Source organism: Kluyvera sp. EC_51 (assembly GCF_019584505.1).
GTDB lineage: Bacteria > Pseudomonadota > Gammaproteobacteria > Enterobacterales > Enterobacteriaceae > Kluyvera > Kluyvera sichuanensis.
The window spans coordinates 203,472-227,521 of the sequence record NZ_VDAG01000006.1; the positions used below are offsets into that span (position 1 = coordinate 203,472).

General features: G+C 57.2%; 19 protein-coding genes. 11 read left to right on the top strand and 8 right to left on the bottom strand.

Annotated elements, in window-relative coordinates:
* Positions 1-51 precede the first annotated feature (51 nt).
* From entF to fes, 3 genes are read right to left on the bottom strand one after another with little or no spacing between them, the layout of a single operon-like run.
* Positions 52-3,915 (bottom strand): enterobactin non-ribosomal peptide synthetase EntF, encoded by a 3,864-nt coding sequence (gene entF, locus FHC49_RS02525; RefSeq protein WP_220438506.1) that lies wholly within the window; start codon positions 3,913-3,915, stop codon positions 52-54.
* Positions 3,912-4,130: an MbtH family NRPS accessory protein gene (locus FHC49_RS02530; RefSeq protein ID WP_220438514.1), complete on the bottom strand. Its 219-nt coding sequence runs from the start codon at positions 4,128-4,130 to the stop codon at positions 3,912-3,914. Before FHC49_RS02530 ends, entF begins: the two co-directional genes overlap by 4 nt.
* Before the next feature lie 15 nt (positions 4,131-4,145).
* Positions 4,146-5,360, bottom strand: a complete 1,215-nt coding sequence (gene fes, locus FHC49_RS02535; protein ID WP_220438516.1) for an enterochelin esterase — start codon at positions 5,358-5,360, stop codon at positions 4,146-4,148.
* A gap of 195 nt (positions 5,361-5,555) precedes the next feature.
* Here fes and FHC49_RS02540 point away from each other — a divergent pair, with 195 nt between their 5' ends.
* From FHC49_RS02540 to FHC49_RS02575, 8 genes are all read left to right on the top strand, one after another.
* Positions 5,556-7,841 (top strand): TonB-dependent siderophore receptor, encoded by a 2,286-nt coding sequence (locus FHC49_RS02540; RefSeq protein ID WP_220438517.1) that lies wholly within the window; start codon positions 5,556-5,558, stop codon positions 7,839-7,841.
* 51 nt (positions 7,842-7,892) lie between these two features.
* A complete protein-coding gene (gene entD, locus FHC49_RS02545) occupies positions 7,893-8,552 on the top strand; it encodes an enterobactin synthase subunit EntD (protein ID WP_220438519.1) in 660 nt (219 codons plus the stop codon).
* 117 nt (positions 8,553-8,669) lie between these two features.
* Positions 8,670-9,611: a D-ribose ABC transporter substrate-binding protein gene (locus FHC49_RS02550; RefSeq protein WP_220438520.1), complete on the top strand. Its 942-nt coding sequence runs from the start codon at positions 8,670-8,672 to the stop codon at positions 9,609-9,611.
* Between the two features lie 11 nt (positions 9,612-9,622).
* The gene (locus tag FHC49_RS02555; protein ID WP_220438522.1) at positions 9,623-10,231 is read left to right on the top strand and encodes a DUF2291 family protein; all 609 of its coding nucleotides are present in this window, start codon (positions 9,623-9,625) and stop codon (positions 10,229-10,231) included.
* Positions 10,231-11,757 (top strand): sugar ABC transporter ATP-binding protein, encoded by a 1,527-nt coding sequence (locus FHC49_RS02560; protein WP_220438672.1) that lies wholly within the window; start codon positions 10,231-10,233, stop codon positions 11,755-11,757. The genes FHC49_RS02555 and FHC49_RS02560 overlap by 1 nt, the downstream gene beginning before the upstream one ends.
* A gap of 1 nt (position 11,758) precedes the next feature.
* A complete protein-coding gene (locus tag FHC49_RS02565) occupies positions 11,759-12,847 on the top strand; it encodes an ABC transporter permease (protein WP_185669577.1) in 1,089 nt (362 codons plus the stop codon).
* A 189-nt stretch (positions 12,848-13,036) separates the two neighbouring features.
* Entirely contained in the window at positions 13,037-13,342 is a 306-nt protein-coding gene (locus FHC49_RS02570; protein ID WP_185669576.1) for a DUF1778 domain-containing protein, read from the top strand.
* A complete protein-coding gene (locus FHC49_RS02575; RefSeq protein WP_185669575.1) occupies positions 13,326-13,859 on the top strand; it encodes a GNAT family N-acetyltransferase in 534 nt (177 codons plus the stop codon). The genes FHC49_RS02570 and FHC49_RS02575 overlap by 17 nt, the downstream gene beginning before the upstream one ends.
* A 67-nt stretch (positions 13,860-13,926) precedes the next feature.
* Here FHC49_RS02575 and FHC49_RS02580 read toward each other — a convergent pair whose 3' ends face one another.
* On the bottom strand, positions 13,927-15,273 hold the full coding sequence (locus FHC49_RS02580) for a glycoside-pentoside-hexuronide (GPH):cation symporter (RefSeq protein WP_220438532.1): 1,347 nt from the start codon (positions 15,271-15,273) through the stop codon (positions 13,927-13,929).
* 301 nt (positions 15,274-15,574) lie between these two features.
* On the opposite strand from FHC49_RS02580, the gene FHC49_RS02585 reads away from it, so the two are divergent.
* A complete protein-coding gene (locus tag FHC49_RS02585) occupies positions 15,575-17,044 on the top strand; it encodes a DUF4038 domain-containing protein (protein ID WP_220438534.1) in 1,470 nt (489 codons plus the stop codon).
* Positions 17,045-17,048: 4 nt separating this feature from the next.
* On the opposite strand, the gene FHC49_RS02590 is transcribed toward FHC49_RS02585, so the two are convergent.
* The 4 genes from FHC49_RS02590 to FHC49_RS02605 form a co-directional block, all read right to left on the bottom strand.
* Positions 17,049-18,065, bottom strand: coding sequence for an ROK family protein (locus FHC49_RS02590; protein WP_185669572.1), 1,017 nt, complete (start codon positions 18,063-18,065; stop codon positions 17,049-17,051).
* A gap of 64 nt (positions 18,066-18,129) precedes the next feature.
* Positions 18,130-19,473, bottom strand: coding sequence for a DUF4038 domain-containing protein (locus FHC49_RS02595; protein WP_220438542.1), 1,344 nt, complete (start codon positions 19,471-19,473; stop codon positions 18,130-18,132).
* Positions 19,454-20,839: an MFS transporter gene (locus tag FHC49_RS02600; protein ID WP_220438544.1), complete on the bottom strand. Its 1,386-nt coding sequence runs from the start codon at positions 20,837-20,839 to the stop codon at positions 19,454-19,456. Before FHC49_RS02600 ends, FHC49_RS02595 begins: the two co-directional genes overlap by 20 nt.
* Positions 20,840-21,007: 168 nt before the next feature.
* Positions 21,008-21,958: a sugar-binding transcriptional regulator gene (locus tag FHC49_RS02605; protein ID WP_185669569.1), complete on the bottom strand. Its 951-nt coding sequence runs from the start codon at positions 21,956-21,958 to the stop codon at positions 21,008-21,010.
* A 315-nt stretch (positions 21,959-22,273) separates the two neighbouring features.
* Between FHC49_RS02605 and FHC49_RS02610 the strand changes: the two genes are divergently transcribed.
* Positions 22,274-23,104 carry a transketolase gene (locus tag FHC49_RS02610; RefSeq protein ID WP_185669568.1) on the top strand — a complete coding sequence of 277 codons (831 nt, stop codon included), beginning with the start codon at positions 22,274-22,276 and terminating at the stop codon, positions 23,102-23,104.
* Positions 23,097-24,050: a transketolase family protein gene (locus FHC49_RS02615; RefSeq protein WP_185669567.1), complete on the top strand. Its 954-nt coding sequence runs from the start codon at positions 23,097-23,099 to the stop codon at positions 24,048-24,050. Before FHC49_RS02610 ends, FHC49_RS02615 begins: the two co-directional genes overlap by 8 nt.

A 24,050-nucleotide genomic window follows, 5' to 3' on the forward strand; every position in this document is an offset into this window, starting at 1 on the left:
CTAACGCTTGCCCGGGCTACGAATCCAATGTAGCCCGGGAAAGCACGAAACCTACCCCAATATCTCCCGCATCACCGGTCCAATCGCCTCAAACGCCGCAGGCGTAATGATGTCGACGTGAGCACAATCCTGATGGTAAACCTCCAGCTCGCCCACCCACGGCCCCCAGGCCGCCTGTGGATCCGCCTGACGGGTTTTCTCGGCAACGAACAGCGTCGCTTTGCCATCGAACCTCGCGCTATGCGCGGTGGTCAGCAGGCGCACGGCGTCGGCGTAGTTGCCTTCAATCGCGCTGAACAACTCGCTAGAGCCCTGCCCCTGCTGGGCGGCAATAAACGCTTCACGCTCGCGGTCAATCTCCGCCAATACTGCCGGATCGAGGCCGTTCGCCTCTTTTTCCGCCCAGTTCTGCGTTTCCGGTGGCCAGGTATCCAGCAGACCGAGGAACGCCACCGTTTCACCGCACTGACGTAAACGCGCCGCGATGCCCTGCGCCAGCGTACCGCCGAGCGAATAGCCGAGCAGGTAATACGGCCCGTGCGGTTGCTGGGCGAGCAGCGTCGCCAGATGATGTTCGCACACCTCGTCCAGCGTCGCGGCGCTCTGCATCGGCCCTTCCGGGCGCGGAGACTGAATGCCGGTAATCGACCAGCGCGGCGACAGATAGCGCGACAGCACGCTGAACTGCCAGGCAAAACCAGACGCCGGATGGAAGCAGAACAGCGTTGGGCCATCACCGGTGCGCAGCGGCAGCAGCGGCTCATAGCCCAGACGCTGCGCCTGCTCGTCGTCGCTACTGTCGAGCAACGCGCTCAGTTGACCAACGGTCGATGACACCATCACCTGGCCCGGCGTCACTTTGCGCCCGGTTTGCTGGCTCAGCGTTGCGGCAAGGCGCATGGCGAGCAGCGAATGGCCGCCGAGGGCAAAGAAATCGGCGTCGATGTCCTGAATGTCGCAGCCGAGCAGTTGGCTGAACGCCGCGGCGACCTGCAGTTCGGTTGCCGTTTGCGGCGCGCGACCGCTCGTTTTCTGCGTCAGCGACGGCAGCGGCAGCGCTTTACGATCCAGTTTACCGTTGGCGCTCAGCGGCAGTGCGCTCAGCTGTAACAGCACCACTGGCACCATATGTGGCGGCAACTGTTGGCGGAGCTGCGCCAACAGGGATTCGGTATCTAACGGTAGACCGGAAATCGACACCACATAGCCCACCAATTGGCGTGCATCGCCGCCGGTGGCTGCCGCCTGGTTGATCACGCAGGCGTGCGTTACCGCCTGTTCCACGTCCGGCAGGCTTTGCATCACCCGGTCGATTTCACCCAGCTCAATGCGCTGACCGCGAATTTTGAGCTGATCGTCGCTGCGACCGAGATATTCTACCGCACCATTATCCAGCCAACGCGCCACGTCACCGGTACGGTACATGCGTTCACCGGGAGCAAACGGGTCGGCAATAAAACGGCTGGCGGTCAGATCCGGTCTGCCCAGATAGCCCTGCGCCAGCTGAATGCCGGTGAGGTAGAGATCGCCCGCCACGCCAAACGGCACCGGGCGCATCATGGCATCAAGGATACGCAGGCCGGTATTCCACACCGGGAAGCCAATCGGCACGCTGTTGCCGGACACCGCCGCCAGCGCTTCGCCGTAGGCCGGGTACCAGCTCACGTCCACCGCCGCTTCCGTTGGCCCATAGAGATTGTGCAGCGGCACGTGGGTCAGCACTTCCCACTCACGGCATAGCGCGGTCGGTAGCGCTTCACCGCTGCAGAACACCCGCTGTAGCGAGCAGCAACTGTCTACGGTTCCCGGCGTCAGCGAGGCCACAAACGCCGCCAGCATCGACGGCACGAAGTGGGTGGTGGTGATGCCATAATCGGCAAAGAAGCGCTGCATCGCCAACGGGTCGCGGTGCGCTTCCGGCTCGGCCATTACCAGGCTTGCGCCGGTAATAAACGGCCACCAGAACTCCCATACCGAAACATCAAAACTGCACGGCGTTTTCTGCGCCACCACGTCATCGGCGGTCAGCGGATAGTGGTCTTGCATCCACAGCAGACGGTTAACAATAGCCTCATGGCCGACCATCACCCCTTTCGGGCGGCCGGTCGAGCCTGAGGTGAAGATGATATAGGCCGTCTGTTCCGGCGTTGCCAGCGCGAGCGGCTGGTCGTCACCCACCTCCAGCGGTGCGCTCAGGCACAGGCTGTCGATATTGGGGAAACGGTGCAACTGGTCAGCCGCGGTAATCAGCAGCGTCGGTCGCGCGTCTTCCAGCATCATCTGCAGGCGGTCGTCCGGGTAGCCGGTATCCAGCGGCAGCCAGGCCGCACCCGCCTCAACGATAGCGTGCAGCGCCAGCGTCAGGAACACCGAGCGCGGCAGTGCGACGGCGACGCTATCACCGGGCTTCACCCCGCGTTCGCGCAGCACGTTTGCCAGCGCGATTACCTGCTGGCGCATCTCGCGGTAGGTAAAGCGATAGTTCGCATCCACCAGCGCCACGGCATCCGGCGTTTTCGCCGCCTGCTCGGCCACCAGCGAACTGAGCGTGGCGCGCGGCAGGGATTTTTCAGTGGCGTTGATCTGCGCCAGACGCTGATATTCGTCAGGCGACAGCAGCTCCGCATCGGCACACATCAGTGCAGGATTATCGGCAAACTGCTGCAAAAGTGAGGTTAAACGAGCGATATTCTGCTGCAACGTCGCTTTATCATAACGCTGCTGGTTGGCCAGAATTTCCAGCGACAGGCCGCCCTCTTCATCGGGGAACAGCGCCAGCTCAAGGTCGTTTACCGGGCCGGTGGCTAGGGTATGTGTTATCGCCTCAACGTCGGCGAAACCGAGGCGATAATCAAACATCTTGACGTTAAATACCGGGCCAAACAGCGCTTCATCGCCCGCCGCTTTTCCAGCATCACGCACAATCTGCTCCGCATCGTAGCGCTGATGGCGACGCATCTTTTTCAGCTGCCCGGAGAGGCGAGTTGCCAGTTCCGGCAAGGTTTCCTGGCCGTTCAGCGTCACGCCCAGCGGCAGCACATTCAGCACCGGGCCGGTGGCCGTCAGGGCGGCAGAGCCCATGCGGCGCATAAAGATAAACCCGGCGGCGTAGTCGCTGCGCCCGCATAGACGCCCTAACCAGAGTGCAACCAGCGCCAACGCCAAATCGGCGGGCTGGCACTGCGGTGCAGAGGTGGTCAGTCGAGCAAACGCCCGGCGGTCGGCGGTGAGCTTCAAACGCCAGATAGCGGTGCTTTGCGCGCGACCCGGCAACGGCGCAGAAGAGAGCGAGGCCGGAGACGGCAAGGCTTTACGCTGCTCGGCCCAAAAGGCTTTATCTCGCTGAAACGCCTCGCTATCACGGTAGCGTTGATACTCGTCTACCACGTCGGCAAACGGCGTGAATGCCGGTTCCGGCAGCGTCTCACCCGCGACCAACGCCTGATAAATCAGGCTTATCTGGCGGGTAATCGCCGGGAAGCTGAAGCCGTCCACCAGCAGATGGTGATAGCGCTGATACCAGAACCAGCGGTTGTCGCCGACGCGGAAAAGCTGATGGCAATAGAGTGGGTTGCCGCTATCGACGCGGCTATTTTGCGAGAGATCATGCTGCATCAGAGCTAGCGCCGCCTGCTGCGGGTCAGACTCACCGCGCAGGTCGTGGCATGCCGGTTCGGCAATCGCCATACTGTCATCCAGCCACTGCCAGACTTCACCGTTCTCTTCGCTAAAGCGCATGCGCAGCGTGTCGGCCTGGTTCAGCCCCATCACGATAGCGCGCGCCAACAGGTCGCCGTTAATCTCCCCGTTTAGCTCAACGTAGTGCGCCACGCTCCAGGCGTTGGGTAATGTCGACAGCGCTTCCGCCATCCAGATGCCCGGCTGGGCGGCGATCAGCGGTAAACGCGGGCTCATGGGCGGCCTCCGGTGACGGAGAAATGGTCAGGATAAATCGTCGTCCAGTTTTGGGTGAGCCAGGCGTTGCACGCCTCAAGCGACTGCGGTTCGCAGACCACCGTCCAGCCCACAGGCAGTGAACACTGCTGGGGCCAGAGGCTAAACTGCTGGTGAGGGTTTTGCAGAAGGTAAAACTGCCCTTGCGCCACGTCGAAGGGGTTACTGACTTGCATACCAAACTCCTGTCGTTAATCGCGCGTTGCCGTCTGGGGGTTCCAGAGCGTTATCAGCCCGGCGGTCAGCCCGCCGCGCCAGCAAAGCGCATCATGTCCGCCATCAACCTGATGCCAGAAAATCGGCTGCTGTGTGCGCTGTAGCTGCGCCAAAAGCGCCTGATTGGCGCGAAAAATTATCGGTTCACGGATGCCCGCTTCCAGCACGATCCGCAGCCCCTGCGGGTTCAACTCACCGCTTTCAAGCTGCTGTACAATTTCCCCGGTCTGCTGCCCACCTCGGTGCGGCCACCAGTACGACCCCGACTGGCTCAGCACGCTGCCAAAGCGTTCCGGCCAGTGCAGCCCGGCGTACAGCGCGGAGAGGCCGCCGAAGCTCTGCCCGGCCACTATCGTCCGGTCTGCGCGGGAGCTGAAAGGCGCGATGGCCTGTACCTGCGGCAGCAATTCCTGCTGCACCGCCAGCCAGAAATCCGCATTGCAGGGCAGTTCGACGCTGCGGTGCGCGTTATCAATCACGTCAATCAGCAAATAGACCGCGGGAGGCAGTTTTTTTGCCGTGGTCAGTGAGGTTAACGCGGGCCATACCGGCATGCTTTCGGCCCAGAACTGGCCGTCGAGTAGCACCGCCAGCGGCCTGTCGGTCTCGTTGACGTCGCCGGTGGTAAAAATCCACACCCGACGCTGGTTGCCCAGCCGTTCGCTGCGCCAGGTGATGCACTGCGGTTCGGGCCAGGCTGTCGCTGGGTCAGACCAGCCGGGCTGTTCCGGGGCCTGCGGCATTTCCAGTGCGGACACCGCATGACCGCGCCCGCCCTTCCAGCTTTGCGGGTTCAGCGGGTCGGAGATGGCCTTCGGTAGCAGCTTGCGCCAGCCTTCGCGCAGCTGCTGGCGGTCCGGCTCGGCGGCAGTAAACAGCTCGGGGGAAAAGTCGTCATCGCGCACGCTCGGCGCAAAGCAGTAGCTACCGCGCCAGGTGGATGGCAGCGTGGTTGTCCAGCGCCAGACGTCGGTATCAGGAATACGTTCGAGGGTCTGCGGGGCAGAGTTGTGGTGGTGATCGGTGACGCCGGTAATGTAAATCCACACCCGGCAAACGGGCGATGAATACTCGCTGCCTGCGGGGTCGCGCCACCAGAACGTGACGCGATAATTATCGCCAACTCGTTCATATTGCGGGCCTTTTATCGCATCCCACCACGCGTCACTTACTGTTGTTAACTTCTCCACCACGTTAACCCCATGTTTATTGTGGAATTTATTGTTACATCTAAAAAATTATTGATAATATTATTGATAACTATTTGCATTTGCAATAGCGTATTGCCGCGCACTTTCTCATGCTTCTGGCATACAACCTTGCCGCGTCTCCCCTTTTGGGAATGGATCACGACGGGACGTTGGCGACGAAAAGCAGGACACACAATGAATAATAAAATCAAATCCCTGGCCTTCCTGGTCAACCTGGGTATTTATGGCGTTGCATCGCCGGCTTTTGCCGCCGAGACTACCAGCAATAAAGACGTGGATGGTGAAACCATGGTCGTGACCGCTGCCGAGCAGAATCTGCAGGCACCGGGCGTATCGACCATCACCGCCGACGAAATTCGTAAGCGCCCACCGGCTCGCGACGTTTCTGAAATCATCCGTACCATGCCGGGCGTTAACCTGACCGGTAACTCCACCAGCGGCCAGCGCGGTAACAACCGCCAGATCGATATTCGCGGTATGGGCCCGGAAAACACCCTGATTCTGATCGACGGCAAGCCGGTTACCAGCCGTAACTCGGTGCGTCAGGGCTGGCGCGGCGAGCGTGATACCCGCGGTGATACCGGCTGGGTTCCGCCAGAGATGATTGAACGCATTGAAGTCCTGCGTGGCCCCGCGGCTGCCCGTTATGGTAACGGTGCGGCGGGCGGTGTAGTGAATATCATCACCAAAAAAGGTGGTGATGAATGGCACGGTTCCTGGAACACCTATTTCAACGCACCGGAACACAAAGAAGAAGGTTCCACCAAGCGCACTAACTTCAGCCTGACCGGCCCGATGGGCGATGGTTTCAGCTTCCGTCTCTTCGGTAACCTGGATAAAACCCAGGCCGATGCCTGGGACATCAACGATGGGCACCAGTCAGAGCGTACCGGTGCTTACGCAGATACGATGCCAGCCGGTCGTGAAGGCGTTGAGAATAAAGATATTAACGGTCAGGTTCGTTGGGACTTCGCGCCAATGCAGTCGCTGGAGTTCGAAGCGGGCTACAGCCGTCAGGGTAACCTGTACGCGGGCGATACTCAGAACACCAACAACGATAACAACACCAGCAAGGGCGGCAAAGGTTTGGTGAAAAAATACTACGGGAAAGAAACTAACCGTATGTATCGCCAGAACTATGCGCTGACCTGGAACGGTGGCTGGGATAGCGGCATCACCACTAGCAACTGGGCGCAGTATGAACATACCCGTAACTCCCGTCTTGGCGAAGGCCTGGCCGGTGGTCTGGAAGGGCTGTTTAACAGCAACCAGTTCAGCGATACGGATCTGGCTGATGTGACGCTGCACAGCGAAATCAACATTCCGTTCGATTTTGTGGTGAATCAGAACCTGACGCTGGGCACCGAGTGGAACCAGCAGCGTATGAAGGACTCCAGTTCCAACACGCAGACCTTCATGGGCGGTAATATTCCAGGCTACAGCAGCACCGACCGTAGCCCGTATTCTCAGGCTGAGATCTTCTCGCTGTTTGCTGAGAACAACATGGAAGTCACCGACAGCACCATGCTGACCCCAGCGCTGCGCTTCGATCACCATAGCGTCGTGGGTGACAACTGGAGCCCTTCACTGAACCTGTCTCAGGGCTTAGGCGATGACTTCACGCTGAAAATGGGCATTGCCCGTGCTTATAAAGCCCCGAGCCTGTATCAGCTCAACCCGAACTACATTCTGTACAGCAAAGGCCAGGGCTGCTACGCCACTGGCGCAGCTACCGGCATCGGCTGTTACATGATGGGTAATGATGACCTGAAGGCCGAGACCAGCGTCAACAAAGAGATTGGTCTGGAATTCAAGCGTGACGGTTGGCTTGCGGGCGTGACCTGGTTCCGTAACGATTACCGCAACAAGATTGAAGCGGGTACCACTCCACTGAGCCGCACTTCCATTACCAGCGGCACGACCACCACCTACACCGACATCTACCAGTGGGAAAACATTCCTAAAGCGGTGGTTGAAGGGCTGGAAGGGACGCTGAACGTTCCGGTAAGCGAGACGGTGAGCTGGACCAACAACATCACCTATATGCTGCAAAGTAAAAACAAAGAGACCGGCGAACGTCTGTCGATCATTCCAGAGTACACGCTGAACTCTACCCTGAGCTGGCAGGTTCGTCAGGATGTGTCGCTGCAGTCAACCTTCACCTGGTACGGTAAACAACAGCCTAAGAAATATGACTACCAGGGCAAACCGGTTACTGGCACCTCCGCCACTGAGGTTAGCCCGTACAGCATTGTGGGTCTGAGCGCAACATGGGACGTCAACAAAAACGTCAGTCTGACCGGCGGCGTGGACAACGTCTTCGACAAACGCCTGTGGCGTGAAGGCAACGCCCAGACCGTGAGCGACACCAAAACCGGTGACTACATGGCCGGTGCAGGTGCCTACACCTACAACGAGCCTGGCCGTACCTGGTACATGAGCATCAACACCCACTTCTGATAGCTCACTCACTATCCCCCGCCCTCTTTCGAGAGGGCGTCGGGAGGATGAATGCACACCACTCATTACCCACTCGCCTTCCCTCACCACACCCTGCACGGCGTCGATTTTGATGCGACGACGCTGCGACCGGCCGATCTTCTCTGGCTGCCCTATCCTGCACTGCTCAACCGCTACGGACACAAGCGTCAGGCCGAGCACCTTGCGGGGCGTATTGCCGCCGTCCATGCGCTGCGAGAGGTGGGTGAAAAGCGCGTACCGCATCCCGGCGACCGAGGCCAACCGCTGTGGCCCGCGCCGTGGTTTGGTAGCATCAGCCACTGCGGCAATACCGCGCTGGCGGTCGTCTCCCACGAACCCGTAGGGGTGGATATTGAGCGGCTTTTCGATTGCCGTCTGGCGCAGGAGCTGGAAAACAGCGTGATAACCCCGGCAGAGCGCCTTGTCATTGCTGGTAGTGATTTGACTTTTGAGCTGGCCCTCACCGTCGTGTTCTCGGCAAAAGAGAGCGTGTTTAAGGCTTTTTCTCACAACGCGTTGGATTTCCCCGGTTTTTTCAGCGCGCAGCTCGTCAATATGAACGCTAGCGCCCTGACGCTGCGCCTGACGGCCAGCTTCTCACCGAAGCTTGAAAATAAACTTATCTTAATCAACTGGTTAAAACTAAACGACCGGATTATCACCTGTACTGCCCCCGCCAACGAAGCGTGATCCTTTTCTCCTTTTAAGAAATTAGCTGTGCAAACCGTAGACAGTTTCATCGCTCAGCTTTATCGTTAAATTGAATAATAAATCATTATTGAATATATATTCAATGTGGAGAAAGAGATGAACGCTACCCTTATCAAGTCTGTGCTGTTTGCTTCAACGATCGCCGTCTCCGGTTCGCTGTTCGCCGCCGATAACGGCCTGATCGCCATCATCACCCCCTCTCATGACAACCCGTTCTTTAAAGCGGAAGCCGACGGTGCCGCCGCAAAGGCAAAAGCGCTGGGCTATACCGCGCTCATCGCCTCGCATGACGACGACGTCAACAAGCAAAACCAACTGATTGAAACCGCCATCGCGCGTAAGGCAAAGGCCATTATCCTCGATAACGCCGGAGCCGATGCCACCGTCGGGCCGCTGGAGAAGGCAAAGGCCGCAGGCGTACCGGCCTTCCTCATCGACCGCGAGATTAATAAAACCGGCGTGGCCGTCGCGCAGATTGTCTCCAATAACTATCAGGGCGCGCAGCTCGGCGCAGAGAAGTTCGCCAAATTACTTAACGGCAAAGGCAAATACGTTGAACTGCTGGGCCGCCAGTCGGACACCAACGCCAGCGTCCGTTCGCAGGGCTATCACGACGTGCTGGACGATTACCCGGACATGAAAATGGTGGCGCAGCAAACCGCCAACTGGAGCCAGACCGAAGCCTTCACCCGCATGGAAGCTATTTTGCAAACCAACCCGGATATCGTCGGCGTGATCTCCGGTAATGACACCATGGCGCTGGGCGCGGAAGCGGCGCTGAAAGCAGCGGGGAAAAAAGATGTCATCGTCGTCGGCTTTGACGGCAGCGATTACACCCGCGACTCGATCATCAACAAAGGCAATATCAAGGCCACCGTGCTGCAACCTGGCTGGAAACAGGCGCAAATGGCCGTCGAACAGGCCGACTTCTTCCTGAAAAATGGCAAAGCGCAAAAAGATGAGAAGCAGCTGATGGACTGCATTCTGATCGATGAGGCTAACGCCAGCAAACTCAACATGTTCAACCTTAGCGAGTAAGGCGGTACGTTATGTCCTTAAAACAATGGAGCGCCGTAGCGATGGGCTGCGCCGCTCTGTTGCTGACGGCCTGCACCGTGGTGGATCTGGATGAAAACGGCAAGCCGATTCTGCCTGCCGACCCCAATGCCAAAGCCAGCTTCGACAACCTGACCCCACAGCAGATCGCGCAACAGACCTGGAAACCCCGCGTTATCGATGCCGCGCATCAGCACGCCCTTGACGCGAATGCGTTGGAGAATTTACGCAAAACCTCCGGCAACACGCCGCAGAGCGTTTTCGTGCGCCTGACCAGCGAGGTCAGCGCCGTGGATATCAGCAATGAACGTGAGCAAAAGCTAACGGTAACCCTTAACGGCCAGCCGCTCAGCATTCAGACCGGCCCGGTGATGCGCGGCAACGCCATCCGCGACGCGACCGGCTTTAAGTTTGACGACTTCACCAACCAGGTGCAGTTCGCGCAGCTTTCCCGCGCCTACAGCCGGGAAGCGGTCAAAACGCTGCCCAAACTCGACAACAGCTGGGTAGGAAAACCGGTGACTCTGCTGTTTGCCGTGACCGTGGTTAACGGCGTGGCGCAGGACGCCGCCGCGTTAGAACTGAAACAGGAGGCGCCATGATGGCTGAACATTGTGCCGATGACATTATTCTGCGCACCCGCGGCATCTCGATGCTGTTCCCCGGCACCATCGCGCTCGACAACGTGGACTACAACGTCTGGCGCGGCAAGGTTAACGTCATCATTGGCGAGAACGGCGCCGGGAAGTCAACGCTGATGAAGATCCTCGCTGGCGTACAGCAGCCGAGCCTTGGCGAGATGCAGCTCAACGGCAAGCCGGTGAAGTTTGCTAACACGCGCGATGCCGCCGCCCACGGGATCGGCATGGTGCATCAGGAGCTGAATCTGTTTGAAAACCTGAGCGTCGCGGAGAACATTTTCCTTGGCCGCGAACTGCAAAAAGGCGTTGCGCCGATTAATGAGGCAGAGCAGGAAAAACGCGCCGCCGAACTGCTCAAACGCCTCGATCAGCCGATCTCGCCGCGCGAGCTGGTGGGTAACCTGAAGGTCGGGCAACAGCAGCTGATCGAGATAGCCAAAGCGCTGGCCGAAGATGCCGACATTCTGATCCTCGACGAACCGACCTCCGCGCTCAGCAAAACTGAGGTGGAGATTCTGTTTCGCGTGATCCGTGAGCTGACTCGTCAAGGGGTCTCGATCATCTACATTTCGCACCGGCTGGAAGAGCTGATGGCGATCGGCGACAGGATTACTATCCTGCGCGACGGCAGGTTCCAGTCCGAGGCCAGAGTAGCCGATATCGACGTACCGTGGATTGTCCGTGAAATGCTCGGCAGCGACCCGGTCAGTAACTTCCTGGAACCGGGGCGAACCTTTGGCCCACCGCTGCTGGAGGCGGAAAATATCACCTGCATCAACGCTGCGGGCAACGCGGTGGTCAACGACGTCAGCTTTAAGGTCCATGCCGGTGAGATAGTCGGCATCTATGGGCTGATGGGGGCTGGGCGCACCGAATTGTTCGAATGCATGCTGGGCACCGAACGTAACTATCTGGGGAAACTGTGGCTGGACAGTAAGCCGGTGCCGCAGCGCTTAACCCCCGCCGACCGCATCCGCATGGGGATGAGCCTGGTGCCGGAAGACCGCAAGCGCACGGGGATTTTCCCCATCTCGTCGGTAGCAAATAACCTGACCATTGCCAGCCTCTGGCGACGACTGCGGCGCGGTCTCACCATCGCGAATAGTGAAGAAGAGGCGGTAGTGGCCAGCACCATCGGCAATTTGTCGATCAAAGTCTCCTCGCCGGAGGTCGAGATCCAGGCGCTGAGCGGCGGCAACCAGCAAAAGGTGGTGATAGGCCGTTCGCTGCTCACCAATCCAAAGGTACTGTTTCTGGATGAACCCACGCGCGGCATTGATATCGGCGCCAAAGCCGATGTGTTTCGCATGATGGTTCAGCTCTCTTCACAGGGTATCGCCGTGGTGTTTTCCACCTCGGATTTAAAAGAAATTATGGCGGTTTCCGACCGTATTCTGGTGATGTCCGGCGGCAAACTGACCGCCGATATCGTTCGCGAACGAGCGGAAGAGTCCGCGCTGGTTTCAGCAAGTGCTCAGGGGTTCTAGTATGAAAACGACACAATCAGTCGCGTTAACCCAACGCGGCGGGACATCGCTGTCCCGCGAAAATATCCTGCTGCTTCTGCTGAAGCTGCGCACCTTTATCGCCCTGTTCTTGATCGTCGGCTTTTTCACCGTGATGGTGCCCGGATTTTTGTCCGCAGGCAGCATGGTTATCATGATTAAGCATATCGCCATCAACGCGTTTCTGGCGCTGGGGATCACCTTTGTCATTATTACCGCTGGCATTGACCTCTCTATCGGCGCGACGCTTGGGCTATGTGGGATGATAGCCGGGTGGCTTATCACCAAAGGGATTGTCCTGCCGATGTTTGGCATCGCCATTTTCCCCAGCGTCTGGCTTATCGTGCCTATCGTGCTGGTGATTGGCGCGCTTATCGGCGCGGTCAACGGCTGGATTATCACCCGCTATAACGTCGCACCGTTTATCTGCACCCTTGGTACGATGTACGTGCTGCGCGGTGCGGCTATGCTCACCTCGGACGGGCAAACCTTCCCGGGGCTGGCGGGTAATCCGCAGTTGGGCAATACCGGTTTTGATGAGATAGGTGCCGGTTCGCTGCTGGGCATTCCCTGGGCCATCTGGCTGATGGTGGTGCTGGCACTGGTGATTGCCTATATCGCGCGCCGCCTGCCGTTTGGCCGTCACGTCTACGCCATCGGCGATAACGAACGGGCCGCCGAACTGTCGGGCGTTAAGGTGAAGCAGATTAAAGTGCTGGTCTATACCCTCTCCGGCTTTTGCGCGGCAATTGCGGGCATTGTGGTCTCCGCGCAGCTTCTGGCAAGCCACCCGGCTAACGGCACCGCTTTTGAGATGAACGCCATTGCCGCCGTGGTGCTCGGCGGCACCTCGCTGGCCGGTGGGCGCGGCACCATCCTCGGCACGCTGATTGGCGCCTTCGTCATCGGTTTTCTGGCGGACGGCCTGGTGATGATGGGGGTCAGCGAATTCTGGCAGATGGTCATTAAAGGCATCGTAATTATCGTCGCGGTGATTATCGACCAGATGCAAAACCGTATGCAGCAAAAGGCAGCGGTGGTGGCGCAAAAGGCGATGATAGAGAATCAGTAAAGCTGCGATAACCGGTCGTCACTCCCCCTCCCCTTCAAAATGGTACGGCTATTAGCCGTACCATTTGACTTCATTTTTTAATAAGCCTACAGTAAATTTATCCGGCTAATAGCCGTACGTGAAAATTAATTGCGATGCCGATCGTAATGTCACGTTAAAGCAGAAATGTGAATCACGCGTGAGGTTAGTATGGACAAGGCAGCACGCTTCCCTCTGGAAGCTAAAGGCGTAAAGAACGCCCGAGTGGAGTTAAAAACCAGCTCAGATTTAAAGGAGATGCTGCGAGAAGCCGCATCGGCAGCAGGACTGGATTTAAGCGCATTTATTCTGAATGCCGCACTGGAAAGAGCGGAAAGCGTGCTGGATAACCAGCGCCAGCGTCAGCTCTCCAGCAAAAGCTGGAAGCAGATGAACGCCCTGCTTGCCGAACCCGCCGCGCCGACGCCAGCATTGCAGGCACTGATGCAGAGAAAAAAGAATGGAAGCGCAGAATAATGAACGCCAGGTGATGTGCTGCCACTATCAGGCAGACATTTCATATCCTAAGCAGAAGCAGTTCAACTGCGGCGATCCCGTCATCAACAAATATGTTCAGGATTCGCTGAAGAAAAATGTCCGCGAAGGCAATTGCGCCGCCAAAGCGTTAATAGATAGCGAGTCCGGCGAGCTGCTGGGGATTTGCACCTATACCGCCTACTCCCTGACAAAAGGCAGGCTCTCCAGCGCCCTTGCCGGCTCGCTGCCAAACGATATCGGCGTGGTGCGTCTGGTGATGTTAGGGGTTGTTGAAAGCGAACAAAAGAAAGGCTATGGGCTCGACCTGCTGTATGCCTTCTTCCAGCAGGTTAAAGTGATTCACCACGCGCTGCCGATTAAAGGTATCTATCTGGATGCCGCCCCCGCGGCGGTGGGCTTCTATGCACGGCTTGGCTTTACTGAACTGGATGAGCCCGCTAACGCCTTCGGTGCCGTGCCGATGTTCCTCGGCATTCAGCATATCCTCGCCGCGTAATCATGCCGCCCGCTGAACGGCAAAAGCCGGGCATGATTCGCCCGGCATGGTTTGCTATTTTATTCCCTTAGTTCAGCGAAGGCTGCTCAACGGCTCGGGCCTGTTCGCTTGTCAGCTTGAACATCATCAGCAGCACCAGGCTGATGCCGTGGAAGATAACCGGCACCCCGGCAATCAGGAACATGATCGCGCTCATCGACTCCGCCGAGACCACTTCACCCGCTTTATAGCCGCTGGCCGCCAGCACGAAGCCCACCAGGCCGCCCGCCAGCGCCAGGCCAACCTTCATGGAGAACAGCGTTCCCGCCGCGATAGCGCCGGACATTTTGACACCAGAGCGTGCTTCGCAGTAGTCCGCGCAGTCGGAAGGCAGCGCCCAGGCGGTAATCGCCCCCAGTTCCGCCAGCAGCACCGACACCACCAGCAACACGCAGGCGAGGGATATCTGCTGCGGGTCAACAAAATAGAGCCCCAGCGCCGCCAGGCCGCCGCCCGCCTGCGCCACTTTCAGCGTCCCCAGTTTTGACAGTACGCCGCGCTTAATCAGTTGGATGGCAATCATCGGCGCGATGATCCCGGCAATCGCCGTCGCTGACAGCAGGCCAGAGACAAAGCTGTCGCCACGGTTCAGGAAGTACTTCACGAAGTAAATGGTCACGCTGCCTTTAATCACGAACGCAATCGAGCTGGTGATTTTGAACAGGTAGAAAATCACCACCGGTTTGGCCTTGAGCATAATGCCAATCTGTTTGGTGAACGGCACGCTGGCGCTGGCCTGCTGCACCTGATAACGCTCTTTGGTGCCCCAGAAGCAGAGCAGCATAAACACCGTTGCCAGCACCGCAATAAAGCTCATGGCAACCATATAGGCCTGCGACTCATTGGTTTTGCCATACCAGGCAACGAACATCGGCACCACGGTAGAGCAAATCAAAAAGGCCATCTTCGCCAGCGGGAAGCGCCAGGAGTTGGCGCTCAGTCGCTCCATCGGGTCGGAGGTTAACGAGGTCAGCAGTGCAACGTACGGTACCACCGTGGAGGCGTACATCAGAATCAAGAACAGATAGGTCACCGTGGCATAAATCAGCTTGCCGGTCGGCGAGAAGTCAGGCGCCAGAAACACCAGCAGGCAGGAGACGCCGTACGGCAGCGCCAGATAAAGTAAGAAAGGACGATAGGAGCCGTGCTTCGAGCGCGTTCGGTCGGCGACGTTGCCGATAAACGGATCGTAAAAAGCATCCACCAGACGGGCAACCACAAACAGCACCCCCATTGCGGCGGCGGAAATGCCCAACACATCGGTGTAGAAATAAGGCAAAAACATCATCGTCATACCTAAAAAGATATTCGCGGATGAGTCGCCGAGTCCGTAGCATATTTTCTCTTTAATCGTCAGTTTGTCTTGCTGATTCATAATTCACCCTCGCTCATTGAATATATATTCAGTATCAAATTTATATTCAAAAGCCTAAACCCGAGCAATTCGCACTGGCAAGAAAATAAACGCCACATTGTTACCAGTATCACAGAAAGCCCGATTCGCCTTTTTACGCGTTCGAGTAGCAACTGCGATGCAACGGCGCACTCCAGCAGGGTTTTGTGATCCAATACGCAAATCACCGACATCGCCATAGAATGTTAACGGTAACTTCCTTATCGTGATTGTATAAATAATCACATGTGAATATATATTCTTACCGATAAGGAAACGAACTATGTCCAGACGTGAAGTGAAGCAATGGCAGCGTTTTGAATATGTGGGACAGGTCAGTGACGACCCGCGTCACTTTACCGATTCCTGGCTTACGGCCACGTTCATTCATGATGAACTCGCGCAGACGGTCTACGGCTTCTACAACGATAACGGCGAGTTTATTCTGCGTTTTATGCCGGACAAACCGGGCGAATGGCGCTATACCCTGGCGTCAAATATTCCAACGCTTCACGGCCAGAGCGGCGCGTTTTTCTGTCACGCAGCCCCTGAGGAAAAAGGCCCGGTTCAGCGCGATGGCGAGGGACATTTTTGCCGCGCCGACGGCACGCCGTTCTACCCGTTTGGCACAACCGCCTACGTCTGGAACTACCAGAACGAAGCCGTGCAGGCGCAAACCTACGCCTCGCTTGCCGCCAGCCCGTTCAATAAAATTCGCATGTGCGTCTTCCCGAAACACTATCGCTACAATCTAGCCGAGCCAGAACATTTCCCCTTCCCCGGCAATATTGAGTCAGGGTTTGATACCCAACGTTTTAACGTCGCCTTCTTCGACCAGCTCGAACAGCAGATAGCCACCCTGGATGAGATGGGCATTGAAGTCGATCTGATTATTTTCCATCCGTATGACCGCTGGGGCTTCTCTGCCCTGCCCGCCGAAGTGGATCGCCGCTATATCCGTTATCTGGTGGCGCGTCTGGCGTCGTTTAAAAACATCTGGTGGTCGCTCGCCAACGAGTTCGATCTGCTGAAAGCGAAAACGATGGCCTTCTGGGATGAAGCGATCGCGCAAATCCTGCGCGAAGACCCGTCCCGCCATTTGATCTCCATTCACAACTGGCATAACCCGCCGATCCACTATCGTTCTAACGCGCATTGGTACGATCACCACAACCCCGCACTCACCCACGCCAGCATTCAGCATCACGATATGCACTTTGTCCCGGAATGGCGCGAGGCGTTTAAGAAACCCATTGTGATTGACGAGTGCTGCTATGAGGGCAACGTCGACCTCGGCTGGGGCAACATTACGGCGCAGAAAATGGTGGCGCAGTTCTGGCACGGCGTCTGCCTCGGCGGCTACGTGACCCACGGCGAAACCTTCCTCAGCGACGATGAGATTATCTGGTGGTCGCACGGCGGCAAGCTCAAAGGCGAGAGCGTGGCGCGCATTGCGTTCCTGCGCCAAATGTTGGAAGACGGTCAGCCGAAGCGCCTGACCGCACAGCCGTGGGGCAGCCATTGGGATACGTCGATGGGGCTAAGCGGCAGCGACTACGCGCTGTTCTACTTTGGCGAGTACTGCCCCGGCTTCAAGATGATGACTATGCTCGAAGAGGGCAGCCGCTGGAAAGTGGAGATTATCGATACCTGGGCGATGACCATCACCCCGGTTGAAGGGCTTATCCAGCACGGTGACAAACTGGAACTGCCGGGCAAACCGTGGATCGCGCTGCGCCTGCAGCGCGCATAACTCATTATACCAGCAGCTCGGTTATCCCATCGGAACTGAGCTGCACCAGCCCTTTCACCCCATAGTAATAGCCAGTCTTGTAGTGGCGAATGTGAATCTCGCGGATATGCCGGTCCGGGCTGTCGTTGAGCATTCCCTGCGTTAGCGGCAGAATTTCATCGCCATAGTCTTCAAACAGCTCCCCGGTCACAATCACGTTTTTGATGTTGTGGATGGGTGCGGTACAGCAGATAGCGAAATAGAGCGCCTTCGCGGTCGAGAGCAGCGTTTCGGGTTTATTCTCTTCACTGACGTAAAATGCCTGCTCAATGCCACCTTCATAGGGCAGATGGACTATCTCCGGGTAAAAACCGTTCTCGCCGAGGCCAGTTTCACCGTTCATACAATAGCCGTAGCCCAGGCTACCAAAGCCCGGCATAAACGCCACCCAGGATGAGCCCGGTGAAAGCTTGGCAAGCATGTGGCTGGTACAGTGCGCAATATTAAAAATCTGCGCCGTGATCCCAATCGCCTCTTCAACATCGCGCTTCAGGTTGACGTTGTTTTCGATAAACAGCGGGCAGTAGCGCACGATGCCGGTGTAGTGTTCAATCCCCCCCTGCAACGCGATGCTAATGATTTTGATACGGGACAGCAGAACGCCTGCGGATTCACAGAGCGATTTAACGCAGTCGACCACAATCTGCACCAGCGATGCTGGCGACATCACCTCCGCCAGCGCCCCATCATATTTGGCGAGCGCGGTCTGCTGCGTATTGTAGTCATTGAGCGTCGCCTGCAAGTTCCCTCTTCGCAGCATGATATTGACGCTAAACCAGGTTTGCGATTTGACCGCCAGCATCTGCTGCGGGCGACCAAAAGCGATATCTTTGACCTCGCGTTCTTCGATAAGCCGGTCAGCCAACAGCTGAGAGGTCAGCTTGGTGATATACGCTTTGGTCACGCCGAGTCGACGGGTCATTTCCGCCCGCGACTCATTTTCACTGTGCAGAATATTGAGGATCTGCTTTTTATAATCCATGGTGTTCAACCTCGGTGCGCGTGATAACTTCCTGGCGCCGGTATCATAACACCCTGGCGGCGTATTACCTGCTCTTCTCTTTTTGCCGCAAAACGAGCACCCAATCACCTCCCGTTTCCGGCGGATCAATGCTCAGGAAGAAGGTTTCGGAAATATCATCACTCACCCGGTTCATAATGCCGTATCGCGGGTCAAACCAGGCAATCTCAAACCCGGTCTGGGCGAAATCGCGTACGTCGACCACGATATTCTGCTGCTCCGGAACATAAACCGCTATCCAGCGACACTTCTCATCACGCATCGCCCGGCAGTGACGGCTGTCGGTTGGGTTGGCACTTTGCAGCAGCGTTTGGTCAGGCACCCGATGCTGCCAGTCCGGCAGCGATTCCATAAAGCGGCGCAGCTGGCCGATGTTAAACGCGCCCGGATAATCAAGGACGTTAAACCAGTACGGGATAGTGTCGCCCTGATAGGTGCTGGCGGCGCTTTCCGGGATCGCCACGCTGTCGTCCTCCGGGCGGCGCATCTGCCAGAGGCTGTAGCAGCCGTAGGTGATCCCTGCCCCGCCGGCAAACACCGACCAGTAGCTGGTACGCCGTATTTCGCGGTCGGTGAAGCGGCTGGCATCCTGCGAACGTTTGAACTGATGCTGACACATGACCGGATGCGCTTCATAGCACGGTTCGCTGTCGAGCACCGGTTTATCCTGGCGTTGGTAGTCCATTTCAATCGGCCGCCATGAGGGATAGGCCTGACCCATATGGCCGGTTTGCCAGACCACAAAATCGTGCCACGGCCGTTCGCCTAGCATATCCAGGGTGCTGCGTCCTCCCTGGCTGTGCACGGTCAGCAGCGCGTCACCGCTGGCACCCAGCCGCAGCCCTTTTGCCATCGCCTCCAGCAGGTCACGCTGCTCGTCGCTGGCGATGGCACGATCGCCGCCAATCATCCAGATAAGACCAATATCACGCATTTTATCGCTAAGATAACGGCAAAACCCTGACACGTTATGAACATTAAACAGCGGCTTTTTATCGGTCCCCCAGCTGTTATTGACGCTCCAGTGGGAGCCCCACATTGGCACCAGCGCAATAAAAATACCCAGGCGGTTCGCCATTTCGCTCACCTGGCGAACGTGGTCAAAGTAGGCCTCGTTCGGCTCGAGCGTGGTGAGGTCATGGAACGGCACATGCCCTCCAGCATAGGTTGGCGTATGCAGCCCATCGAGTTCGCATACTGCCACCGCTTGCACCACGTTAAATCCCTTCTCCGCCCGGTTACGCAGATAGCGCTCTGCCTCCTCTAGCGTGAGCTTATGAAACAGTTCCCAGGCGGTGCAGGCCGTATAGAAAAATGGCTGATTATTGTCGTCATAAAAGCTTCGGCCATTAATGTGCAGTTTTTTCATAACCTACTCCTGATGATAAAGATGGGCTGTCCTGGAGAAACGCCTGGCAGGCTTTTTCGTCCAGTTTGTAGCGAGAGAACAGGAACGCAGCGAGGAACATACAGGCCGCAGGAAGCCAGGCGTACAGCAAGGTGAAAGCGGAAAGCTGGGTCGGTGAGGCGCTGGTCATGGTGTCCGGGTTGTAGCCATACCAGGCGAGAACATAGCCAATAATCGCGCCGCCAATCGCCATACCGGCCTTGGTGGCAAACAGCATCCCGCCGCCGATCATACCGTTAATACGCACGCCGTAGCGGTGGAAACCATAATCCGCCACGTCGGCCACGGTCGCCCACAGGATAACGGCGATAAGCTCAACCGCCAGCGTCGCCAGAACGAACAGCGCGGCGTGCAGATAGATGGCGTTGGTTGGGGTGAGACCGATAATCAGGGTGATCACCCCGCCGATAATCTGGCTGGCAACCAGCAGCGGAATGCGCTTCACCCAGCCTTTTTTCAGGCAGTAGCCGGTGAGGAGCGGTGCAACAATTCCAGCGATGGAACCGGCGGTCAGCAGCAGGCTGAGGAAAGAAGCCGGCATCTCCAGCACGTATTTCACAAAGTAGGCCGCCGCGCCAAACTTCAGCGTGTTCATGATCATCACCACCAGCTGCGCGGCAAAGACAATCATCGCCTGGTCGTTTTTAAAGACGAACTGCACCTGTTCTTTCAGGCTCAAATTCTGGCCGGTATCCGGCAGCACGCGCTCGGTGGTATTGAAATAGCACAGCAGCACCAGTAGCGTGGATAGCACCCCAATACCGCACATCACCACGCGGTAGCCAAGCACGTCGTTATCAAACAGCGCAATCAGCGTCGGCACCAGCAGCGAGCAGATGAGATAGGAGACTTTCGCCAGCGGGAAACGAATGGCGTTTATTTGAATACGCTCTTCGCTGTCGGCGGAAATCGCCCCTAATAGCGAGACGTAAGGCACCACCACCAGGCTAAAGGTCAGCACCAGAATGATGTAGGTGACGTAGGCATACAGCGTGCGCCCGGTTTCTCCGAGGTCTGGCGAAAAGAAGACGGCGGCGCAGCTCAAACCGTAAGGCACCGCGAACCACAGCAGCCAGGGACGATAACGCCCGAGGCGCGAGCGGGTGCGGTCGGAGAGTGAGCCAATCACCGGGTCGCTAATGGCATCAATCAGGCGGGTAATTAAAAACAGGGTGCCCATCGCCGCCGGGTTCAGCTTAAACACGTCGGTGTAGTAGATGGACAAAAACATCATGGTCATGCCCATGAAGATATTGGCAGAGGTATCCCCCAGCCCGTAGCAAAACTTTTCGCGAAAGCGTATTGGGGTTGTGGCGAGTGTTTTCATTGTTGTTCACCATCGAAGTTCGCACTGTAGGATTCAGCGATCCGCACATTAGTAAACTGCGGAAACAAAGTTAAGCTCATTTAGTTTCTTTTGTGAACTTAGTCAATAAATAAACACCCCAACAAAAACAGCGATGTTTATAAAATAAATAAATTCAAAGAGATAAAATCACTCTTTGATTAAAGAGCGTGCGGTAGGGTAATCCGTAATCAATACGTCGATGTATTTTCCCTGCAGCGCACCGCGGATGGCGTTGCTTTTTTCCACGCCGCCGGCAAGCGCAACCACGTGCGGGCAGGCGCGGGTTTGCTCAAGCTCCATGCCGATCACCGGGTCTTCTTCACGACTCAGCACCGGGCGGCCTTCGGCATCGTAATAGTGCAGACAGATATCGCCCACCGCACCGCGTTCGGCCAGCAGTTCGAGCATGGTTTCGTTGTAGTAGTTACCGGAGTTTTTCAGCAGCTGAGAAGGCTCAAGCTCGCCGATGCCGACAATGGCGACGTCCACTTCAGCAAATTTATCCACCACCGCCGCCACGTCCGGGCTGTTGACCAGGCGCTCGCGCTCTTCTACCGAGTGTTCAATGCTTTGCGACGGCAACAGCCAGGCCGGGCAGCCGAGGTGCGCCGCCAGCTGCTGTGTCAGAATGGTGGCCTGCACGTTGCCGTTCGGCCCAACGCCGCCCAGCAGTTGAATCACGCCAGCGGCGCGAATATTCTGCGGGTGCATCTCATCCACCATGCAACGGATGGTACTGCTCCAGGAAGAGATCCCCACCAGATCTTCCGGACGCAGTCGCGTTTCGACGTAGTGCGCCGCCGCGCTGCCAATCGCATGTTTGACCTGCGCATTGCTGGCGTTTTCCCCCACGTCGACGACGATAGCCTGGCGAATGCCGTAACGCTCCTCAATGGCCTTCTCCAGCTCGACAAAAATATTGGTCGGCTGAACGACGGTGATCTTCACCAGCCCCTCTTTCTGACAGCGCGTCAACGCGCGCGAGACAAAAGATTGCGACAGATGCAGCAACGAGGCGATCTCAGACTGTTTTTTATTTTCGCTGTAGTAAAGCGTGGCTATCTTTACCAACAGCCGCTGTTCATCCTGCTTTGACATGGCATTCCCCTTAATTCCCTGCCCGTTATTTTTATTCATCGCTGAATAGATAACAAGCATGGCCTGTCGGCAGGCCAGAGTGCAAATGTGATCGTTTTCTCTTTTTGTAGAAAATAGCCTGTACAAGTCGTGGACAAACCGGATAGCAGGGCATATCTTACCATTATGAATAATAAATCAGTAGTGAATATATATTCCAGCCGATAGAAAAAGGCCGCGTTTACGCAGGATGTGACGGGGTCAGGATGGTCGGCGTTTTTTTTCACCCTGATTGAATATTTATTCAAAGTGGAATTAACATTCAAGAGGTATTCTATGAATCCGTTTTCGCTCTCCATCGAGGCGTTAGAGAAGAAAGCACGGGCCATTCGCCGCCGCATCATTGTGCTGAACGCCGAAAGCCCTGCGGGCGGCCATACCGGGGCCGACCTGTCGCAGGTTGAACTGCTCACCGCCCTCTACTTCCGTATTCTCAACTGTTCGCCAGAGCTGAAAAGCAGCGACGAGCGGGATATCTATATTCAGTCCAAAGGTCACGCGGTGGGCGGCTACTACTGCGTGCTGGCGGAAGCCGGATTTATCCCTGAATCCTGGCTTGCCACCTATCAGCACGCCGACTCTCATCTGCCGGGCCACCCCGTTCGTCACAAAACGCCGGGGATTGAGCTGAATACCGGCGCGCTGGGTCACGGCCTGCCGGTCGCTGTCGGCATTGCGCTGGCCGCTAAACGCGATAACAGCAAACGCCGCGTCTTCGTCGTCACCGGCGACGGCGAACTGGCGGAAGGCAGCAACTGGGAGGCGGCGCTGGTCGCGGCACACTACCAGCTGGATAACCTGTTTATTATCAACGATAAAAACAGCCTTCAGCTCGCAGGCCCAACCAAAGAAATTCTCAATACCGACCCGCTGGATGAAAAATGGCGCGCCTTCGGGATGGAAGTGACCGAGTGCAGCGGTAACAACATGGCCGACGTGGTCGCCACCCTCGAAGGGCTTCAGCCGCACGGTAAACCGCACGTCGTCATTGCCCATACCACTAAAGGTGCCGGTGTCTCCTTTATTCAGGGGCGTTCGGAGTGGCACCACCGGGTACCGAAAGGTGAAGAAATTGAACTGGCGCTGGAGGAACTGAAAGATGAGTAATAGCGAACACCTGGCCACCGTCATGGTGAATGCGTTTATCGATGCCGTCGAGCGCGGCGTTGACCTGGTTCCGGTGGTGGCAGACTCCACCTCAACCGCCAAAATCTCGCCGTTTATGCAGAAATTTCCCGGCCGCCTGGTCAACGTCGGCATCGCGGAACAGACGCTGGTTGGCGCCGCCGCTGGTCTGGCGCTGGGCGGCAAAGTGGCGGTAACCTGCAACGCTGCACCGTTCTTGATCTCTCGCGCCAACGAGCAGATCAAAGTCGATATCTGCTACAACAACACCAACGTGAAGCTGTTTGGCCTGAACTCCGGTGCCAGCTACGGCCCGCTCGCCAGCACCCACCATAGCATTGACGATATTGCGGTGATGCGCGGCTTCGGCAATATCGAAATCTACGCCCCCTCCTGCCCGCTTGAATGTCGGCAAATTATCGATTACGCCCTCGAGCACGTCGGCCCGGTCTATATTCGTCTGGACGGTAAAGCGCTGCCCGAACTGCACGATGAGCATTACCGCTTTGCGCCGGGGAAAATTGACGTGCTGCGCAAAGGCAAAGATGTGGCGCTGGTGGCGATGGGTTCAACGGTTCACGAAATCGTCAGCGCGGCCGCACAACTGATGGAAAAGGGTATTGATGCTACGGTTCTCAGTGTACCTTCTATTCGCCCTTGTGATACCGCTCAACTGTTGTCGCTGCTCAAGCCGCACCGGGCCGTGGTCAGCGTAGAAGAACATAATATCAACGGCGGCGTTGGCAGCCTGGTGGCCGAAGTGCTGGCCGAAGCAGGCTGCGCCATACCGCTGCGCCGACTCGGCATTAGCGATGGGAAATATGCCCTGGCCGCCGATCGCGCCGCCATGCGGGCCTACCACGGCATTGATGCCGCAGGGATCGTAAAACAAGCCACCGCGCTGTGCCCGGAGCGGGCAATACAATAA

What these genes read in the sequence shown, in the direction of transcription:
- FHC49_RS02570 (WP_185669576.1), top strand. Translation starts at nt 13,037, where the DNA reads ATGGACAAGGCAGCACGCTTCCCTCTGGAAGCTAAAGGCGTAAAGAAC.
- FHC49_RS02590 (WP_185669572.1), bottom strand. Translation starts at nt 18,065, where the DNA reads ATGGATTATAAAAAGCAGATCCTCAATATTCTGCACAGTGAAAATGAG.
- FHC49_RS02550 (WP_220438520.1), top strand. Translation starts at nt 8,670, where the DNA reads ATGAACGCTACCCTTATCAAGTCTGTGCTGTTTGCTTCAACGATCGCC.
- FHC49_RS02530 (WP_220438514.1), bottom strand. Translation starts at nt 4,130, where the DNA reads ATGCAAGTCAGTAACCCCTTCGACGTGGCGCAAGGGCAGTTTTACCTT.
- entF (WP_220438506.1), bottom strand. Translation starts at nt 3,915, where the DNA reads ATGAGCCCGCGTTTACCGCTGATCGCCGCCCAGCCGGGCATCTGGATG.
- FHC49_RS02595 (WP_220438542.1), bottom strand. Translation starts at nt 19,473, where the DNA reads ATGAAAAAACTGCACATTAATGGCCGAAGCTTTTATGACGACAATAAT.
- FHC49_RS02615 (WP_185669567.1), top strand. Translation starts at nt 23,097, where the DNA reads ATGAGTAATAGCGAACACCTGGCCACCGTCATGGTGAATGCGTTTATC.
- FHC49_RS02540 (WP_220438517.1), top strand. Translation starts at nt 5,556, where the DNA reads ATGAATAATAAAATCAAATCCCTGGCCTTCCTGGTCAACCTGGGTATT.
- FHC49_RS02555 (WP_220438522.1), top strand. Translation starts at nt 9,623, where the DNA reads ATGTCCTTAAAACAATGGAGCGCCGTAGCGATGGGCTGCGCCGCTCTG.
- FHC49_RS02565 (WP_185669577.1), top strand. Translation starts at nt 11,759, where the DNA reads ATGAAAACGACACAATCAGTCGCGTTAACCCAACGCGGCGGGACATCG.
- FHC49_RS02560 (WP_220438672.1), top strand. Translation starts at nt 10,231, where the DNA reads ATGGCTGAACATTGTGCCGATGACATTATTCTGCGCACCCGCGGCATC.
- FHC49_RS02585 (WP_220438534.1), top strand. Translation starts at nt 15,575, where the DNA reads ATGTCCAGACGTGAAGTGAAGCAATGGCAGCGTTTTGAATATGTGGGA.
- entD (WP_220438519.1), top strand. Translation starts at nt 7,893, where the DNA reads ATGCACACCACTCATTACCCACTCGCCTTCCCTCACCACACCCTGCAC.
- FHC49_RS02580 (WP_220438532.1), bottom strand. Translation starts at nt 15,273, where the DNA reads ATGAATCAGCAAGACAAACTGACGATTAAAGAGAAAATATGCTACGGA.
- FHC49_RS02600 (WP_220438544.1), bottom strand. Translation starts at nt 20,839, where the DNA reads ATGAAAACACTCGCCACAACCCCAATACGCTTTCGCGAAAAGTTTTGC.
- FHC49_RS02575 (WP_185669575.1), top strand. Translation starts at nt 13,326, where the DNA reads ATGGAAGCGCAGAATAATGAACGCCAGGTGATGTGCTGCCACTATCAG.
- FHC49_RS02610 (WP_185669568.1), top strand. Translation starts at nt 22,274, where the DNA reads ATGAATCCGTTTTCGCTCTCCATCGAGGCGTTAGAGAAGAAAGCACGG.
- FHC49_RS02605 (WP_185669569.1), bottom strand. Translation starts at nt 21,958, where the DNA reads ATGTCAAAGCAGGATGAACAGCGGCTGTTGGTAAAGATAGCCACGCTT.